Below are 18,134 nucleotides of genomic sequence, written 5' to 3'. Positions count from 1 at the left end.
CCCTCCCCCTCCCCCTCCCCCTTCCCTTCGCGCAGAAACTTTGACCAAGCGTATTTGTTACCTGCGCTGCTAAGGCCAAGACCTGTGCCTCCCGGCAATGAGTTGATGCCACACATGGTCATTGAATGAATGACGTAGGGCGCAATTTTGTCTCCAGCCTGGATAAAAGCTCTCACTGGGGATCAGTTCTAAAAAGCCCATTAAAACAGATACTTATCACTGTGGTCAGCTGACCACGAAGATTATCTATTGTCTGCTGCTTCCAATGCTACAGTTTTTCAACCTCGCCCGAAAAGCTCTTAAACGAAAGTCGGTGTTATCCAGTTTAGGTAATAGCCATGTTCGTATACATCGCAGCTCAGATCGAACGGCGCACAGCGGGTAGCGTCTGTCGCTGAGGATGTCGTGAACACAATCTGTGAAGAGTCGTCTTATAGGACGACGTTGTTACCATCAGACAACTTCTATGCACCTTTCGCGTTTCCTCGTCAGATGTAGTGTCGGGGAGAAGCATTGCTACAAGCACTTCGTTTCGAGATGCTCGCAGAGTTTGGATATGCCGCCCGGGGTGTAGTGTTCTTTCTCGTCGCGACGTTGGCATTGTTCTCAAGCGTCGGAGGTCGATGACCCGAGAGTAAGTCGCGATATCCTCAGTGCTTGATCAACCATTCCGAAGGATATGGGTTTGGATGATCGGCGCTGGTTCCATTTGCTTCGTAACCTGGTGTTTGGCACAGGCTTTGGCAGACAGTGATGGTCATGGCAGGGTAACAAAAGGATTGATTATAGCGGGGGCTTATTCGGTAGCGCAGTCACTTATAAGGACTTGGAAGCGACGCTTTGGGGCATTCAATCTTCGCGGCTGGCAGAGGCGAGGGATCAGGTGAGAAAGGCCTCGCGGCATGGATCATCTCTCAACCCTTGAGTTCCTATTTCGCCATCGCCATTGGTGGCGCCTTGTTTGTCGGTAGCATCGTTACCTTCATTAGAAGGTCTGAGCTGCAAATTCGAGAAATACATCAGTATTCCCAACAGTTCATCTTGGCTCTCCTACGTCTGTCTTTAGGGTCTAACAGCCCGTGGAACTGTATTCGCTGTCGTTGGCGTGTTGTTTGCCTATGCAGGCTTTCAAGTAGACCCGGATTATGCTGGCAGGACGGCCGACGCGCTAGAGTGGATGCGCCAGTTGCCGGGTGGCGCGATTAGTTTCGTTGTCATGGGGGTCGGTCTTGCTGCATTCGGCGTTTATGATCTGGTAGTAGCGCGTTATCGGACGGTTAGTGGCCCATCGATGGCGAATGTAGAGCTAGCGGTCCGTAGCCCGTTCAAGTAAGTTCAGATCTAATCTCAGCTCAGGAGGTGAGCTTTAGCTGAACCTGCGCCGTTCAGTTTCTGTGTTGTGTCACCTGATTGTCTACGACGTTGACTAAGGACGCTTCCTCGCGGCGTGATCAGCTAAAAACATGGGTCGATCTTCGCGACAATTCGTAGTTCTATTTCAGATTGGCCGGGGGCTAGGAAAATAGGCTTTCTTGCATACCTGAGATTTGTGGTTCCTGCCTAAGTTCGTATCTCCCTCTCGGTCAAGGAAGAGGCGGCTGCGAGGGACATCGCGGTCACTCAGTTGGGAAGTCTCTCGGCCGATAAAGGAGGCGATAGGATTTTGGACCTGGGGACTCCCGCAACCGAGGTTAGACCCTTGTCCGAGTTTTGGCGATAGACTTCGCTTTATCTCAGCCATCGAGGTTTTCTGTCTGGGCTGTAAGTGGGAGGTCGACTTCGGTGACGACCGCGATATGTTAAAAGTTGGCGTCGGTTCCTTTAGACTATGTAGCGCCCAGCGTTTCGATCACGAAGCCCTGCCAACTGGGATCGAAAATTGGATGTCCGAGCAACTGTTCAGCAACTCCCCGTCTGTGAAGCTCGTTGGCAATGCCGCTGCGCCTCACATAGACCCTTGTTGATTCAACCGGCTGATTCCTTACTTTGGTACATCATGGTTCTAGGCGGCGGGAGAGAAGCTAGCCGGTGAAACTCTGCATCCCAATCTGTCATGTTAGCCCCTCCGAAAGAGAGCCCAAACTATTTCAGACCTAACTTGCTCGAACCTGCAAAAACATCGCTAGTGCCGGTATAATAAAGTCTGATTTCCGCCCATGGGGGTGGAGATGAGAGGGCGCAACTGCAGGAGTTCCCTCTCCATAGGAGCCGCCCCAGGGAAGGCACGATGATAGATTTCCAAAAAAGCCAGATTCTGGGCTGGCGGCATCCCTTTTATAAAAGGCTCCTGCGCTTTGTTAGTCGCTAAGGCAATCGCCGCCGGGTTGTGGATCGACTTCAGCGTGAAATTGACGATTTTGCGCAGGGCACCGTCGCACATATCGTAAGCCGGAATGTCATTGGCCTCGGCAAACGCGGCTACAGGCACCAGCGCGTTCAGCGCAAAAAGGTGGTATTCGAGAGCTTTCTTTCCGCGTTCAAGTTCCAGCGGCAACGCGCCTTGAGCGGTCGCGCCGCAGACACCGCGATGGTACGTTTGCACAGACCAGTCAAGCAGGGCTTTGTCATCAGCCAAAGCTGCCACACTTGCTGAAGCGAGGGCGACCCAGTAGGCATGGTTATTCCGCGACCCTTTGAGCCGATCGCGCGTGGCATCAAAAAACGCGTTGGTTGATGTGGCCAAGTCGGTCATCCAGCGAACGACAGTAGCGAAGCGCGCGTCATTTCGTACGGCAGGTGCGACCTGCAACAGCGCAATGCTCAGCCCGGCGAGTGTTTGGGCGCGCTCAAACTCCGCATTGGGATTGTCCATCTGAGAGAGCGCTTTGCCCTGTGCCCATGCATCCAGCCATGACAGCGTGCATTGCGCATCGGCAATTCCACCTCGCAGCGTATAGCGGTTCGCCCTTTTGACGAGCTGCTGGGAAAACGCTCTGATAGGCTTCATCTGCTTTTTGAAGGTGCGATTGGCCTCTGCATCGATCGTATCTCGCTGTGGTCCATCGCTGCCGTATTTGGAGGTGATGGCAAGACTGACAATCGCTTCTGGTGGCGTAGTGCAATCCAATGACATTGCAGCATCGCTGGGAGTGCGTTGCGGAAATGGTGCGATGATCTCGGAGGATGCGAGCGAAGGCAGCGCAAGGATGGCGAGGGCCATCGCAACGATGCCTGAGATGGATTTGTTCACTAGCGCCTCCGGTTCAGCTGAAAGACGCTCAGTTATTGGAGTCCTTTGTGTCGATGATGAGGGCATGTGCTGTCTCCGGGGCTGTCGATCAGATAGAATACTTCTGATCTTGCTGGATCAAGGCGTTGCCATAGACCAATGCTGCGCACAGCCACCCTATCAGAAACGCACCTTCGATGACTGCTTTCAGGCGGCAATTAATGCGTTGCCTTTTGATGGTATGGTTGAGGAACGTGAGGGATTGCCTAGGCAGCTTCTGCTGCCGCCGTGTTCGGGCGAGGGGTTGTGTTGGTATCGACGCCGAAGGAACGTGCATTGCTGGCAAAAACAATGGAAGTAATAAAGTTGAGTTAGCCATCAAGATGGCATCTGCCATCTTGATGGCTAACTTAATTCAGGTTAAATTGGATCCAGAGGAAGGAGCATCAAATGGTAACCCCCCAACTATCTGTCCGCAGTTCCAAAGCACGCGACCTTGCTCATAAGCTGGCCCGCCGAGAAAATCGCACGATTGCCGATATCGTTGAGCGCGCGCTCGAAACTTATGAGGCTCGTGAGGCAGGGCGTGAACCCGCTGCGAAATTCTACAGTCGTCTTTCATCGCACTCGGGTACGGATATCGATTTGGAGAATATCATCGATGAAAACAGACGCGCTCACAAAGGCGTCGAACTTTGATATTTCTCGACACCAATGTGATCTCGGAGACGTTGAAGAAAGCTCCAGATTCTGCAGTCATAGCGTGGCTGGTTCGCCACGACGCCGAATTGGCATTGCCAACGGTTGCAGTTGCTGAGATCGCGTTTGGTATTCAAAAGATAAGGCCGGATCAGCGCGCAGATCGCCTGGAAGAGGGGCTAGCGAGCTGGCGTCGCCGGTTCTCCGAAAAGATGTTTGCCTTTACCGAAGAGGCGGCTTTAGCGTATGGGGATATCATGGGAGACGCGTCGCGGCAGGGGAGGGGGATGTCAGCTCCGGACGGCATGATCGCGGCGATAGCGCGGATCAATGGTGGCCGGTTGGCGAGCCGAAACCTCAAAGATTTCGAGACAACAGGGCTCGAATTGATCTCGCCATGGCAATTCTGACAGTGAGATCCGGTCCTGCAATAATCGGGCCGCTCGCCGCTTCTCCGTGTAGCGCTGTTATAATAGCTTGATGCTTGCTGGACGGATCGGTGACGCGATTGCTCCATCGCCTCCGGGAGCGGGATGCCGCGATTCGCGGCCTCGGTCAGATACCCCGACTGTGAATCGGCAGGGGGTCCCTATGCCGATACGCACGATAACGCCTTGTTATTTTTCACGTTGACGGGGTCATTTCTGTATGCCTAATCACAGAGCACGTAAATCTCACCGGCGATTACATATGGGAGGACAAGCCTGCGCTTGACGATACCGGCTTCCGGCCACTGCCGTTCTCGGTCTGATCCATCTACCGTATATCTGTGCCCCTTTAATGTTGAGGGGCCACCTTTGGCTTCTGAGCAGATCATTGATCTGATTTTGAAGTGCAGGCCGGAGTGAATTAGGCCTGTCTGCATCTCAACTACACTTGTCCAGGAAGTTGGATGTTGCATTGGCTTTTGAGAGGATAAAGGTTAGAAACCGGCCGGCTGAACGGCGGCATGGTGATGAAGAAAATGGCCGTTGCTGCGATCTCGCCGCCTGAACACCTCGAAACAAGCGCTGAGGCACAAAATCTATCCGTACTTACTGCAAAAGCTGGTCACCTAACAGCCACCAGTTGATAACCCATCAATAGACGATAAATTGACCATCAGGAAAGGACCCCGAAAATCCGCAGGGAAAATGTCCATTGAAATAATAATAAGAAAGCGAGGAAAAAAAAGCTGGTTCAACAATATCGCTGTACTCAGCTTCCATGCACAAGTGAAGTATATCCCACTTGACACAACCCAAAATCACCTGATGAATTTCGTTATCAGAAAATATTCCACTCGTTTTCTCTTCTGACAGAGCCTCGGCAAATGGCTTCACAATACGGACGACTGCATTCCATTCATTGAGCCTCTTTACATCAATTTCCTTTATCCTTTCACGAAGTTGATTGGTTGCCTCCAAAGTTAGATTTTCCCAGTCAGATGCTGAGCAACTTCTAGACGCCTCATCCCAGGACCGGACGTAATGAACCATTTTTTGATCATGTTCACCAACATTTCTGAACCAATTTACTGAGGCCAATTTGTCTAGTGTCGCAATTGTACTAGAACGAGGTTGTGACACAGCTTATCCTTACTTTGATTGGTTAATTCTGCCAGGTATTCTAGGAACCAGCCGTGATACCGAAACCCCGGCTCTGAACACGCCTCGACCAGCCGCTGCTTCCATGCGGGATCATAGCGGCGTCGGCGATCTTGTTTTGAAGAGGGGAATTTAAGAGTGTCTTTGTCCATCAAGGTGTCCACCTATGTTAAGTGGAAACCGCCATGCCTAACAGCATTTAAGAGAGGAAGGCGTATAGAAACTCGCGCTTACGAAACAGTTTACTACCGCTGATTGCTACCATCACAACTCTGGCACGATGCGATGCCGTCTGGGGAGGCGGCAACCACCCCATCTTGTTCTGCCCCCAACCACCCTAGCGCTCACCACCATCAAACCGGCGTGTCCACCATTCGGTGTACTCCATCTTATCGATGTCATGTGGTGCTCTAAGATAGGCGCGCTCCCAGTTTTCATAACGCAGGGGCTTGAGAAAATCGTTGATTGCGCGGTAGGCCGCGGGCACGCACCCCTTGTTCAAGTCGCCGAGCACAGGCTGCTCTCCAGCCTGGAAAACGACACCGCCCTCGTAAGGGTGAAGGATGACTTCCTCGCCAAGTACCGTTCGTGCCTTATCAATTCCGCCAACCCGCGCGAGCAGCTCATCGTTGACGGCCGTAAGCCAGTTCACATCGCGGATCGTGTCCGTCCTGTCTCGTATCGCCAATCCAAAACGCGCGCCATCCTCGTAAAGCAGCCCGGGAAACCTGCGAAAAAGAGGGTAGGCTTTTGCCGTTGCACCCGACGCGTAGGAATAAAAAAAGAGCGACAAACCCGATACGGCGTAGAAAACCCGCAGATCGCGGCAGGCGTCAACGAAAAAACGGACCAAGCCATCCCGATCGCGCGACAGCGCCGATAGCCTCGTCTGGCACATAAGGTGCCCATTGCCACCGCGATAGCCGACGCCGGGAAGGAGGGCAGTGAAGTAGTCGTGGACCGGATCCGTCGAACGCAACGCCTGTTTTGGCATATGCCTTACATAGAAACTCGCCGTCTCCTTCTCGTCGTAATAGCCGCCCTGCAACAGATATTCCTCGATCTGTTTTCCTGCTGAAATACGACGTGTCCGCTCATTGAATGACAATAAATTGGTGTTACCCTCTGCCAGATCGTAATAACGCAATGCCAAACCGAGCATGGATTGGCGTATTTGACGCGTTTCCCCATCCGCAAAATAGAAGCCGGAGGTCAGCCCAAACAGCCATTGGACGGTATTGCCAGGGGGCAAACCGATTTCATCCAGTTTTTCGAGTTCACCCCGCTCCTCAAGGATCGCCATCGTGGTGATGAGTTCGTTTAAATTCATGATATTATCCTACTTGATCGGTATCAGGCGGCCGGGGAACCGACGACCGGGCAAGGGCAACCAGATTGGATTCTCCAGACCTTTCTGGAGTTCGCGCCACCGGCTCTCAGCTTCCCATTGCCGTTCCTGTTCGCGCTGCCGTACAGATTCCTCACAGTTGTCACACTCGTCCAGCACCACGAACTCACTATATTCAGCACCGTGCCGGTCAGCGATATCTTCATATGCCCTGGCCTTCGCCGCATCATTTGGAAACTTGTCACCCGGAAACTTCATGTCGTACATATGGGTCATCTGGCCGTTCTCGACTTTCACCACATCGAGCCAGCGGGAGCCACGCACATTGAACCATCGCGTACCGCCCCAGGGCGCCCTGCGGGGAACCTTGGGAATGTCGTATTCCTCTCCTTGCAGGATAACATTTCCGGGTGGTTTGTCCGGGAATGTGTTGCTTGGATTGTTCGGGTCCCAGAATCCAAGCTCGGAAATATAGCCATAATTGGTGCGCGGATCGCCGACCGGCATGCTGCCGCCAAGAACCGTGTTCGGATATTGTGCCTGGATCGTCGCGTCGACACAGCGCTGGTAGCGACCGGGGCTCGCCTCGTCGTCGCGCGGCAGAACCTCGTCCATCCATTCAAGCCCCTCGGTAACGCTGTTTCTCGGACGATGCAGCGCATAACAGCGGCAGCCCACCTCGCAGAGATAACGTTCGGGATGGCCTTCGGGCAGGTCGGTCTTGTAGCCACCGACCGATACGGTGTTGCCCTTGTTGAGGAGCATTTTGTCGGTAAGGCGCGTCACTGCGCGGCCTTGCATGAACACGTTGGGAGACCAGGACAGGAAGGTGGCCTCATGCAGATGCGTGCCGGATTTGACCCCTCCGGACGAACCCGGTTCGTCACCTATCGATTTGGCGAACCGGGAGCCGCGCACGCCATTCATCGCCCCACCGTGCGAAAACACCGTGGTGGTACCGTTGGCGAGGTCGCGGGCGAATGCGGTATTCGTATACGGCACAGGCACAGGCTTGGGCGGGGTGAGGCATACATCCGGCAGAGTCGAGCGAACATAGCCATTCGAGTTTTTGTGGCAGAGTGTAATCCCGTTGATGCGGATTGTTTCCTTCATGCGTCTATCCTGCCGGTTTCAATGTCGTGCTGGACGCTTTCCACGATTGTCGCCGCTCTCAACCCGTTACGGGAACTGGCGGACAGAAGGGTGTAGAGAAATTCCTTGCCGCCCAGCTCTGCCTTTTCTACGGGCAATCTTGGCGCGGACCCAAGCGCAAGCGCGGTCATTACAAGCCCGCTTGCGGATCCAAGGTCACCCAGCTGGAGCGTCGGGATTTCCGCTCTGTCAGACAGGTCGGCCATTTTCGCAGCATTGGTTGTGATCGCGTATCCGAATTCCTCGGCGCGGACACGATCACCATTCAAATCAACAATAAAGCGGTCCGGAGAAAAGCCGCCTTCGAGGAGGGTTCCATAACAGCTCGCGAGGGCGCGCCCCAGCAATCCGCGTTCGGGATCAACAGGGCTCTCAGGCTCTTCCATGATCGAAAGGCGCGCAATCCGGCCAAGCCGCATTTTGTCTTCCGGTCCTAGCGCGAGCACAGCAGCCGCTTCACCGGGGACCATGCCGTAAGGATTGTCCCGTGTCAGCAGCTCCCCGTGATAGGCCAGACTGTCGAGCATATCCGAGTGAATATAGCTGTCAACAACCGCAACAAGGACAACTCTTCCTGTTCTCCTTACGATTTCCGGACCATCCTTACCAACAAGCTGCAGGCTTTCTGCCTGTCCGCCGAAGGAAACGGAAAGGGTCTTCACCAACGCAAGTGGGGTTTTCTGGAGCCTGGCCTCGAAGGCCTCCGCGACGGTTCCGCCTTCCATCCAATAGGGCAGCAGCAGAAGCATTGCATAATCCGCGCTTTCCTGCCCACGTTGCGCCAATTGGGCAAGGCAATCAGCAAGCGCGCAGGAGAGTAACTTGCGCAACCGCTCGACATAGTCCCTCTCTTCCGTCAACGGATAGACCGGCGCCAGGGTCGGTGGTTGCCCGTCCGCCATCACCAGATTGCGGTCCTTCTCGGTGAACCGTTCGCCGCTCGAATAGGCGGCAGTTGCCGCTTCAAAATCTTTGCCCGCGGGACATGTTAGACCAGCTGCTAAGATCGAAACCGCTGCTCTCATGCGATGACCCCGGCCATTTGCCTCAGTCGAAGGAAAGACACCTCGACGTCCTGATCGCGCCCACCGCATGGCACATGGGCGTTCCAGACCATATCTACCAGTCGCTCATCACCAGTGATTTCTACCTGAATAAGCTTAAACCTGTGCGTCAACATTTTGCCAGCGATCCGCGTATCCGCCTCAAGGATACATTGCGGAAGGCGAAATGCATAACTGCCTTCTGGATGAAGCCCTTCCAGACGGACCGGTTCGCCACCACGCAACTCGCCGGGATAGATTTGATCGATCGGAGCGGTCTGGTAAAAATTTTCCGAGAAATCGGCAGGCAAAAGCGGCGACCGGTGTTTCATCCACGCGTCATCATAGGTCCCGGCGTGGATACACCGCGCTGCCCAGGCCGGCTGAATCGCGCCGAAGCCGAACGGCTGCGAAAGCGGACGGTCTGGATCGAAGACATCGGTAGGAGCCGCGATCTGCGGCATAATCACTTCTGTTCCCTCCGGCGCGCGGTCGAAATGCCGGGACCAGCCGCGGCCAATGGGATTAGCTTCGCACGCGTCGCCATCGTCATAAGAAAAGGGATCTTTTCCGCCGAGCGACCGCGTCCATGACAGTTCAACACGTGAGGCCCTCTCTCTTTCGACAGTCTCCCACCCACGTTTTTTTTTGATCATGCGCGCTTCTCCCGTCACGACGGCCTGCTTAGTCATTATACCAACAGCGACCATTACATCGATACGGTCCAGGGCCTTCTCGTCCAGCACAACGGCTGAGCCATGGAGTAGAATATCTGCGGCGGGCCTGAACGGCGCAAAATCAGCATCCGCGAGGAGTTCATTTGCACATTCATCGCGATAGGCCGGCGATAGCCGGACAGGCTGTGGTTCAAGAAGATCTGTCATGCCATCGGCACGCACGCGAAACCGCCCGCGCACGGCGACACACCAATATTCCTTTCCATCGCGGTCTCGAACGAAGTAACCGTCCGCGGAGAAAGGCGTGTTGTTGCTGACAACCCACATGCTGGTCAGTTCAGATCGATATAGGCGGCGTCCAGCGCGATATTCTGGCGAGCCATTTGGATAATTTTTTTGCCTTCAACCCTCACGACTCCATCGGAACCCAATGAAATACGGGCTTCGCCGTTGCGAATCGTCAGCGTACCCGAACCATCAAGTTCGATCATCGCTGCGAGTTTCAAAAGTTTGCCAAACGCGTCGTCCGGCAATGGAAGAACCTCTTCCAAAAGCATTTTACGATCAGAGATCTGATTCATATTGTGGAAACTCCCTCTAAAACTCACCAGATGGAACGCTGATCGCAAACGTCGGCGCTTCCATCGACCACAACTCTCTATTTCAGTTGATCCACCAAACCGTCTCTAACGGTGCGCGTGACGAAGTCCGTATGGATCATTGTTGCAATGTCCGTTGGCGTGGCAGGAAACGCCGTGAGCGAAGCTATTGCGACAACCACGCCCTTCTTGAGACTTAGTAAGGTCTTGGCACGTATCTTCTGTCCGCTACCCTGGAGAGTGACGATATCAATAAAGCCTTTGTCCGCGTCGCCGATTTTTTCCTCCGGAACGAAGCTTACATCCTCATCCAATTTAAAGCCGACGTCTGGCATAAGGTTTTGCAATTCGATCTCTACTACTTTCGCAGCGAGTTGACGCAATTGTTCATCAGTGGGAGCGAGGTCCGCCTTTGGTGTCGGAAAAACGAATAAAGATACAGCCGAGTTTCCGTCGGGATCATTAGAGTTTGTAAAGATCGCACCAGTGTAGGAAGGATTTGGATCGTCGTTTTGAGAAAGCTTTTTCCATCCATCGGGTAGTCGAGCGGAGTATGCAGCACGACCGCTGGACGGCAGCTGTTCCAAATGCATCGCGTCGTCAATGCTATCAGCTTCTTTGTTGTCAAGCTTTAGCGCCCCCAAAAATTTTGCGATTTCGGGTTCGACACGTTGAGCCTGATCTTGCGCATAGCTGGCTCTTATGATGAGCAAAGACGTGTCTTGACGCCAAACAGCGACCCTTTCGCGACGTTCGAATCCGTTATCAGGCCCAATAGCGAAAACGTCACCCGCGTCTCTGCCATATTCCTTCATTGCAGAGACCGACGCTCCCGACTCTGTTGCGAAGAGGCGTGCGTAATCTACGCCTCTCGCCACTTTTTCGGGCTTGATTTCGGCGCTAATAATCTGAATTTCCAGATGGTCCCGGTTAGAGGGGTCATAGCCAATAGATTTCAGCTCAACTTTGTCGAACACGGAATAGGCATCCCACTCCGACAATGTTCTATCTTCATTAAACCATCTGACGCCATCAATTTTTACAGCGTGAAAATTCAAATTCTTCGAATCTTTAACGCTGAATGCTTCTGAAGCCTCGGCGTTTTTGTCTAATTTCAAACGGCTCGCATAATCTTCAGCCATCACATTCAATCCAATTGCGGTGGTCAATAAAACTAGCGCTGAAAAACACGTCCAACGCGTCACAGAGAATAGGTAATGCAACGTTTTTTCTCCCTGTCATTTGTATTACCATCCCTTGATAAGGTCAGCTGCCTTATCAAGACCAGTCAAACCAGCCGATCCTTTTACACCGCCGCCCAAGCCAAGGCCCAGTTTTACACCCGCTTCAGCTCGAGCCTTACCATTCTTAACCCCCGCTTCGGCGGATCCCTCCGCTTGAGCACCCACAGCTCCCTGCAGTTCGCCGCCTAAACACACGCCGATGTCCCATTTGTCATCTATATAGGGCTGGTGGGAGCCAGATAGCTTGTTCCATAGGAAAACCCCAGCATTACCAACACGTGTCGGAGTAACGCAGAGCTCTCCTTTGATCGTACCCTCAACTACGTTAGCCTTAGCCCCCAACTTACCGGTTAAGGTAATCTCCTCGGGATTTTTAACAAAAGCTACTTCCCCTTCCGCCTCAGCTTTTAGAAGGGCGCCTTCTGCAGATCCTGATAGCAGTTGGTCTTTTAGTACCTCTACTTTACCTTGAGCTGCCGCATAGCTTGCCTTTGCTGTGGCTTTGGCATCAATGCCGCCCTTCGTGAAAGAAAAGCCTGCTTTCGCGTCGCCTTCTCTTGCGTGTATTTTGTACTCGCCTGAAGCCCAGTCTGTTTTTGGATCGCCGAATTTATCTTCGTAGGCGCTTTTATCGAGCTTCCACCAAGTATACTCTGCGACCTGGAAATTGCGTTCCTTCCACTTTCCCCGCCAATCTGTGTCATGGTCAGTTTTGCCATTGGGATTACGTCTAGTGTAGCCGGACGCCAAGTACTCCCGGACACCCCGCTGAATCCCCCTGCGTTTTCCAAAGTCCTCATACTTTTGACTGAATTCCCCGAACTTCCATGCCTGCTCTTGTTCTTCCTCTTGCTTTTCGTTTTGGCGTTCTTTTGGTGGAACAAGTTTGTTGACAGTCGATGCACGTGCAAAGGAGACTGCGTCCGCAACATCAGGAATGTGCTCGCAAAGCCTTCCACAAGACTGAGCGTTTGACTCTGGTACATTGTGCGAAAGGGATGGAGAAATCCACGGGGAGACCGGAAAAAAGGGGTGCCGTCTGTACGTCGATAGGTCTGTCTCCAGCATATCTAAGACGTTTTCGTCCTCATAGGCTGAAAACGGGACCCCCATCCAAGGTGACCTCTCCAGTTCTTTAGGTTTTTCCGCCATTATGATCTCAGTTTTGAGTTATTTGATCAGCTTCAAACGCTATGTGTTTCCCTTTGATGACAATGTGGCCTTCTCTGGACATCGTCAGCATCGAGTTCTCGCCAACTTTGATGGTTAACTGTTCCCCCACCCGAATATTCATGATGCGTCCGATATCCGTATCAGAACGGCCCCTTACTATGACGCTATGAGATTTACCTACTGTCGTTTGGTAAGTATGGCCAACAATTGTAGATTTCGCTCCTCCCACAACCTCTGACGATCCGATACCCACGACTTGAGAATGATTTTTCTCTACAAAGAGTTGGAAATTCCCTTTTGCAAAATTAAAGGGATCAGGAATTTTAAGTTTTTCGAGTGCTGTTCCAACCGCATCAAAAACGAGTTTTGTCTTATCTCTTAGCAGGGTGGATAATGCATTCTCACCAACCGAAATAGACATGTTTCCAGCGATTACTTCATCATGGTCCCCAAGAACCTCTGTTGACTTGTCGTTTGCCACGAGTTCAGACTTATCGTGGCCAACACGTTTGGAGTAATCGTTCAATATTTCGAAGTTTGTATCTTTCTGAGCATGTAGGAATACCTCTTCGTTGTCTGCCGCATCCTCAAAACGCAATTCGTTGAACCCTACGCCTTTGTGCGTATTCGTCCTAAAGGTACTTCGCGTCTTATTCGCCGGTAGATCATAAGGCACAGTCTGTCGTGCATTCGGCACAACCCCCGTCACCAGCGGCCGATCCGGATCGCCATCCACAAATGCAACCATCACCTCCATGCCAATGCGCGGAATGATCTGGCCGCCCCAGGTTGAGCCTGCCCAGTTCTGCGCGACCCGCACCCAGCACGTATCGGTGCCATCCTTCTTCGCCTTACGGTCCCATGGGAACCACAGCTTAATGCGGCCATATTGGTCTGGATGGATTTCTTCGCCTTCGGGACCCGCGACGATGGCCACCTGCGTTCCCTCGATCTTTGGGCGCTTGGTCGTTCGGTGCGGGGTGAGGGGGACGCGGGCGGGAATGGCCTCGAACTGGTTGCGGTATTCAGGCTCGTTGCTGTTGGTCTCGTAGGAACGATCCACAATGGTGTGGCTGGCCCTGATAATCACATGCTCTTCGTATGCATGCTCAGGGTGGGCTTCCTCATAAGGTGTGAAACGGCGACCAGCTTCCAGAATGCGCGAGGTCGATGCGCCGAAGACGCGGTCATGATCGGCCTCGGTTGCCTGCACCCTGAGCTTTTGCGCTCGCTCTGCTTCCTCGACGGTCTTGATGCGAGAGGGGTATTCGTAAAGCTCCCGTTTGGTCGCATCCGGCATCTGAACCAAAGATGGCGTCATTGTGCCCGGCACCATGGAGGGTGTCTCAAAGTTCCAGTCGGCACCGGCGCGCTGACCCGGCACATAGGAAAAACGACGAGCCCAGTCATTGATGTGGTTGCGATCCGACGATCCCTGTGCCAATCTCACCTTGCCTTCGCCTTGTGCGGAAGACGACGGTTCAAGCCATCCATTGGCGGTATCGGCCACATGCAGCTTGTGAGATCCGTCCTCATGGCTGAACCAGTAAAAAAGACCGTCTTCCTGAAACCGACGCAAGAGGTAATCAAGGTCCAGTTCATTGAATTGTACGCTGTATTCTTGTGCAGGCGGTGGTTTAATAACGCCTGACGTATCCGGTGCTGGAATGCCGTGCTCGGAAAACAGCGTTTCGACGATATCGATAGAGGTCTTGTTTTGCCAGATGCGGCAGTCTGAACGGCGCGATAGTAGCCACATCTGTGGGCGGATGGTCACGGCGTAGGAGCGCAGGCCACGGGTGATCGGTGGCCCCTCATGCAGATCGGTCACCAGTCCGTTGAAGGGACGGCGCACGCCACCACCATCTTCGCCCTGTTGCACCTCCACCGAAACATCGATCAGACGCCCAATGAGTTCCTCCGGCTTCACCGATTCCTTCTTGGCGCGGACATTCAGCTGTATCTCGAAAAGCTGGGAAACGCCTTCATTGATCGCCATGCGCTCAGGCAGCAACTGGTCTTCGCCGAGCGGCGACTTGACCTTCAAAACACGGCTGGCCTGGATGAAATCGGCGGACGATGGCTGGTCGGTCATGGGGAACCCCGGTGATCGGATTGGATAAAATATCAATCAGCTGTCAAAATCTGCAGGTAATGCAATCAATCATTGTGGCAAAAGCAAGGAGCTTTCGCCTTTTGTACAACCTGTTCGACATAAAATTGTTCCGCCGTCCCAAACCCGCCGTAATCTACAATCTAATTTTAAGTGAAACGGTTTGGATGGGATGCACTCATGGCGCTTGTTGATATGGACAGCACATTGCCCAAAAAACGCATGAAGGCTCATAGCCCCGGGACAAAGCACGATGCCGAAGGTTATGGACTCTCGCGCGACCAGGCAAACGAACGTCGCGGCGCGGGTTGGTGGGTGAACCTAAGACGGCGCGGTCACAAGATTGTGCGGCTCTTCAAGGACAGCATCTATGGGTCGAATGACGCTGCCTACAAAGCCGCACGTGCCTATCGCGATGCGATCATCGAAGCCATACCTCCCGCCACCAATCACGAACAGGCCGTTCTCCTGCGCAAGAACAACCAGAGCGGCATTTCTGGCGTGCGCCGGATCGAGACCCGCGAGGGCGACGCGTGGCAGGCGACACTGATGACAAATGACGGTCAGAAGCGCGAGAACTTTACCGTGTCGAAGTTCGGTGAACTTGCAGCCAAATCCATGGCCATTGCCCAACGCCGCAAATGGTTGGCCGATCTGCCCGTGACGCATCTGGCCTATGCCCACCACGCAGCGGAGGTGGCGCACGAGTATTTTGCCGACGATCTCATTCCCGTCAGCGACGTCATGCCGGAAACCCATCTCACGGCTGAGGAGATCGAAGCCCGTATCCAGTCGATCAACGATGACTTCGATAAAGCCCGTCCGAAACGGTTACGGGTCCGGGTTAAATATTATCACGGTAGCAGGCTCTCGGTGTTCGTGTCCGATGCAGGCAAGCCTGCCAAACGCAAGCTTGTGCAGATCAACACACGAAGACTGGAAAAGCTGGACGTTTTGACCGAAGCGAAAGCAAAGGTCGAAGCTGCCATTGCGGAGTTCTACGATCACGACACCGCGAAGTGGTTCATGGACGCGCACGGCAATGCGTTGCTAGCTGGAGACACGTTTCATGTCAGAGAGGGTTTCAACGTGCTCGTGATGGTCGAAGCAACAAAAAAACTGCCGTCTAACTGATAGCAATGTTTGCAGCTTGAGATTGACAAGTAAAAGGCTTCTGCGCACAATTGGTGCTCGGTAGATACAGCCTGCTGCTTGCGCCCCGTCGGGGTACGGTGAATGTATCGAGCCACTTATGGCTCCCTTTGCCCGAACGAACGGGTCAGCAACGCAAGCCCCTGACAATCTCCGTTCGTTTATGCAAAGGATCATCTCATGCGCGATTTCCGCGATGCCAAAGCTATGGCGAAAACGCTACGTGAAGCGCTTCACGCTAAATCTGTCAACTTTACCAACAGTGAGAGCCAGGAGCTCGTTGCTCGAATACTTGGTTTTCGAGACTGGAACGTATTGGCCGCAAGGATCCAAGCGACCCAGTCGTCGACAACCTCGGCGCAAGCTAGCACGCCTTTTCCAGTCGAAATAAACATTCCCATCGTTCCTATGCGCGACATGGTCCTGTTTCCACACATGATCTCGCGGATTTTCGTGGCGCGGGACAAAACCCGGCAAGCCGTGGAACACGCTCTCGCTGGTGATCGGCGCGTTGTCATTGTCGCCCAGAGGCACGGTGCCGACAATCGTCCCACCACTCTTGATGCCCTCCATCCGGTGGGCGTCGTAGCAAACGTGGTCGATCGTCAGACACAGGCGGACGGGGCTCTCAAGGTCACCGTTTGTGGGCTGCAGCGAACAGGCATCGTCCGCCTTACAGATGGCGAGTTCCTGGCGGGGGAGGTTACGCCGATTGAAGAACAGGGCGGCCAGTCGAAGGAGGCCGCCGCTCTTTCGAATGCGGTTCTCGATGCCTATCAGACTTACGCCGATCTCGATTTTTCCGCGCTTCCGCCAGGATCCAAAGCCCGTTTCGGCCTGCCTTCGATAGGCGATCCGAGCCTGTTGGCTGACACAGTCGCCCCGTTACTGTCGACCAGTATCGAGCAGAAGCAGCAACTCCTGGAAACCAGGGACGTGGTGACTCGACTCAAAACACTAATTGAGTTGATGAGCACTGGTCGCCCGATAGCTGTCGCATAAATACTGAAAGGGAGCATCCAGCCGTTGCGCTGAATGCTCCATCCCGCTGCCACAGAAAACTGGTCAACGGACCAAACATTTGAAGTGGAACGGTGTCGCCTACTGGCAAGCAACTTCTGGAAACCGCCTCATCGGCAGCTTCGGGCCGACTGGGCCTAACAAGATCAAGTGATTGACGTTGTTTCCGAGAAAATTTCTTTCCACCAGATTTGGTGTTCTGTGAGCGATCCCACGTCAAGCTCAGGGGCAGCATCAAACAGAAAGTATAGTTTTGTTTTGTCAGGCTTATCTATATGATCACAAGCATATAGCAGAAGTCCGGCGTTAGCATCTCTGACAAGAGGCGACATGTATGCTCGAATGCGAGCGCCATTACATACGAATTTGTACTCACTGTCGACGCGACTTCGTATTTTATTAAAAGCGCTCCAAAAAAAGTTCTCCGTCTTAGCCTCTTCTAGAAATGTCTCTCCGGCTATTCGAGCCCTTAACGTAAGATTTTGTACGTCATAAGTAAACTCGCATTCGTGGAGCGTTTCGCCGAAAATATAATTTACTAAGACTGTCTTTGTCATCGATTTCACTTCACATAATTAGGGTGGACCCTTATTCTCTCGAATTCAGAGTAGGGTTTTCGGACGCTCTGCCCAATTGAAACGACACGTGTTTTCCTGACTTTTGCGCCAGCCGCGATGTCCGGTGTTGGCGCAAAATTGATTGGCCATCACTGGGGTGTAATGGGCTTGTTTTCAAAGCGAATTCTAAAGTTTCGACGTTGGAAATCTTCTCTGAAACAGACGAAAATCAGTTCGAGATCTTGCAAAGCGTCTTTCCGTCCCAAGAGACTTAACGAAGCGACGATGACGCCGTTATATCCGCGAGTGATACGAAATGCTGCATTGCGCATTGCGATGGCGTCAGGATCTCCACGATCCTCTCGACGGTCATAGACAACCCAAAACCGGGCTGCTTTCCACGTCACTTCCAGCATTTCTCTGATTTTTGCGAGGAATTCTTCAGCGCTCATCGAGGGTCCCCACGACAATGGCGTCTCGCCATCATCGTCCGCAACACTGAAATAGCCATCATATTCGCGACCGGTGTTCAGCGCTTCCTTAATCTTTGCAAATGCCTTGTCTTCAGTGATCGTCGTTTTGAACAGGATTGTCATGGACTA

16 protein-coding genes and 2 pseudogenes are annotated in these 18,134 nt (G+C 53.1%); 5 read left to right on the top strand and 13 right to left on the bottom strand.

Annotated elements, in window-relative coordinates:
* The first annotated feature begins 513 nt into the window (after positions 1-513).
* Positions 514-1,333: pseudogene (locus CPJ18_RS23340) on the top strand (DUF1206 domain-containing protein).
* Between the two features lie 789 nt (positions 1,334-2,122).
* Here the strand turns inward: CPJ18_RS23340 and CPJ18_RS23335 are convergent.
* Together CPJ18_RS23335 and CPJ18_RS23330 are read right to left on the bottom strand one after the other, a co-directional pair.
* Positions 2,123-3,190: an alginate lyase family protein gene (locus CPJ18_RS23335; protein WP_167397970.1), complete on the bottom strand. Its 1,068-nt coding sequence runs from the start codon at positions 3,188-3,190 to the stop codon at positions 2,123-2,125.
* Between the two features lie 88 nt (positions 3,191-3,278).
* Positions 3,279-3,566 carry a hypothetical protein gene (locus tag CPJ18_RS23330; RefSeq protein WP_103660192.1) on the bottom strand — a complete coding sequence of 96 codons (288 nt, stop codon included), beginning with the start codon at positions 3,564-3,566 and terminating at the stop codon, positions 3,279-3,281.
* A gap of 53 nt (positions 3,567-3,619) precedes the next feature.
* Between CPJ18_RS23330 and CPJ18_RS23325 the strand changes: the two genes are divergently transcribed.
* On the top strand, positions 3,620-3,868 hold the full coding sequence (locus CPJ18_RS23325; protein WP_103660191.1) for a type II toxin-antitoxin system VapB family antitoxin: 249 nt from the start codon (positions 3,620-3,622) through the stop codon (positions 3,866-3,868).
* The gene (locus CPJ18_RS23320; protein ID WP_103660190.1) at positions 3,865-4,278 is read left to right on the top strand and encodes a type II toxin-antitoxin system VapC family toxin; all 414 of its coding nucleotides are present in this window, start codon (positions 3,865-3,867) and stop codon (positions 4,276-4,278) included. The genes CPJ18_RS23325 and CPJ18_RS23320 overlap by 4 nt, the downstream gene beginning before the upstream one ends.
* Before the next feature lie 18 nt (positions 4,279-4,296).
* On the opposite strand, the pseudogene CPJ18_RS27300 reads toward CPJ18_RS23320, so the two are convergent.
* From CPJ18_RS27300 to tssI, 10 genes and pseudogenes are all read right to left on the bottom strand, one after another.
* A pseudogene (locus CPJ18_RS27300) lies at positions 4,297-4,439 on the bottom strand (integrase); the annotation flags it as partial.
* A gap of 508 nt (positions 4,440-4,947) precedes the next feature.
* Positions 4,948-5,436 (bottom strand): hypothetical protein, encoded by a 489-nt coding sequence (locus CPJ18_RS23310; RefSeq protein ID WP_146258719.1) that lies wholly within the window; start codon positions 5,434-5,436, stop codon positions 4,948-4,950.
* Positions 5,437-5,791: 355 nt separating this feature from the next.
* Positions 5,792-6,784 carry a type VI immunity family protein gene (locus CPJ18_RS23305; RefSeq protein WP_103660188.1) on the bottom strand — a complete coding sequence of 331 codons (993 nt, stop codon included), beginning with the start codon at positions 6,782-6,784 and terminating at the stop codon, positions 5,792-5,794.
* 9 nt (positions 6,785-6,793) lie between these two features.
* Positions 6,794-7,915, bottom strand: a complete 1,122-nt coding sequence (locus CPJ18_RS23300; protein WP_103660187.1) for a DUF4150 domain-containing protein — start codon at positions 7,913-7,915, stop codon at positions 6,794-6,796.
* Positions 7,912-8,979, bottom strand: a complete 1,068-nt coding sequence (locus CPJ18_RS23295) for a hypothetical protein (RefSeq protein WP_103660186.1) — start codon at positions 8,977-8,979, stop codon at positions 7,912-7,914. Before CPJ18_RS23295 ends, CPJ18_RS23300 begins: the two co-directional genes overlap by 4 nt.
* Positions 8,976-10,001 carry a DUF2169 family type VI secretion system accessory protein gene (locus tag CPJ18_RS23290; protein WP_103660185.1) on the bottom strand — a complete coding sequence of 342 codons (1,026 nt, stop codon included), beginning with the start codon at positions 9,999-10,001 and terminating at the stop codon, positions 8,976-8,978. The genes CPJ18_RS23295 and CPJ18_RS23290 overlap by 4 nt, the downstream gene beginning before the upstream one ends.
* Positions 10,002-10,006: 5 nt before the next feature.
* A complete protein-coding gene (locus tag CPJ18_RS23285; protein ID WP_103660184.1) occupies positions 10,007-10,255 on the bottom strand; it encodes a hypothetical protein in 249 nt (82 codons plus the stop codon).
* Between the two features lie 77 nt (positions 10,256-10,332).
* Positions 10,333-11,415: a hypothetical protein gene (locus CPJ18_RS23280; RefSeq protein ID WP_103660183.1), complete on the bottom strand. Its 1,083-nt coding sequence runs from the start codon at positions 11,413-11,415 to the stop codon at positions 10,333-10,335.
* A 105-nt stretch (positions 11,416-11,520) separates the two neighbouring features.
* Positions 11,521-12,669, bottom strand: coding sequence for a hypothetical protein (locus CPJ18_RS23275; protein WP_103660182.1), 1,149 nt, complete (start codon positions 12,667-12,669; stop codon positions 11,521-11,523).
* Positions 12,670-12,676: 7 nt separating this feature from the next.
* Positions 12,677-14,785 (bottom strand): type VI secretion system tip protein TssI/VgrG, encoded by a 2,109-nt coding sequence (gene tssI / locus CPJ18_RS23270; protein WP_103660181.1) that lies wholly within the window; start codon positions 14,783-14,785, stop codon positions 12,677-12,679.
* Positions 14,786-14,983: 198 nt separating this feature from the next.
* Here tssI and CPJ18_RS23265 point away from each other — a divergent pair, with 198 nt between their 5' ends.
* Positions 14,984-15,937, top strand: coding sequence for a hypothetical protein (locus tag CPJ18_RS23265; protein ID WP_245445472.1), 954 nt, complete (start codon positions 14,984-14,986; stop codon positions 15,935-15,937).
* Between the two features lie 198 nt (positions 15,938-16,135).
* A complete protein-coding gene (locus tag CPJ18_RS23260) occupies positions 16,136-16,957 on the top strand; it encodes an LON peptidase substrate-binding domain-containing protein (protein ID WP_103660180.1) in 822 nt (273 codons plus the stop codon).
* Positions 16,958-17,681: 724 nt separating this feature from the next.
* Here CPJ18_RS23260 and CPJ18_RS23250 read toward each other — a convergent pair.
* The gene (locus CPJ18_RS23250; RefSeq protein ID WP_103660178.1) at positions 17,682-18,128 is read right to left on the bottom strand and encodes a hypothetical protein; all 447 of its coding nucleotides are present in this window, start codon (positions 18,126-18,128) and stop codon (positions 17,682-17,684) included.
* Positions 18,129-18,134: the final 6 nt, after the last annotated feature.

The sequence above is a fragment of the Agrobacterium rosae genome (genome assembly GCF_002915175.1).
GTDB classification, from domain to species: Bacteria; Pseudomonadota; Alphaproteobacteria; order Rhizobiales; family Rhizobiaceae; genus Agrobacterium; species Agrobacterium rosae.
The sequence above is the reverse complement of the archived record's forward strand: the minus strand, read 5'-3'. Positions and strand labels throughout refer to the sequence as shown.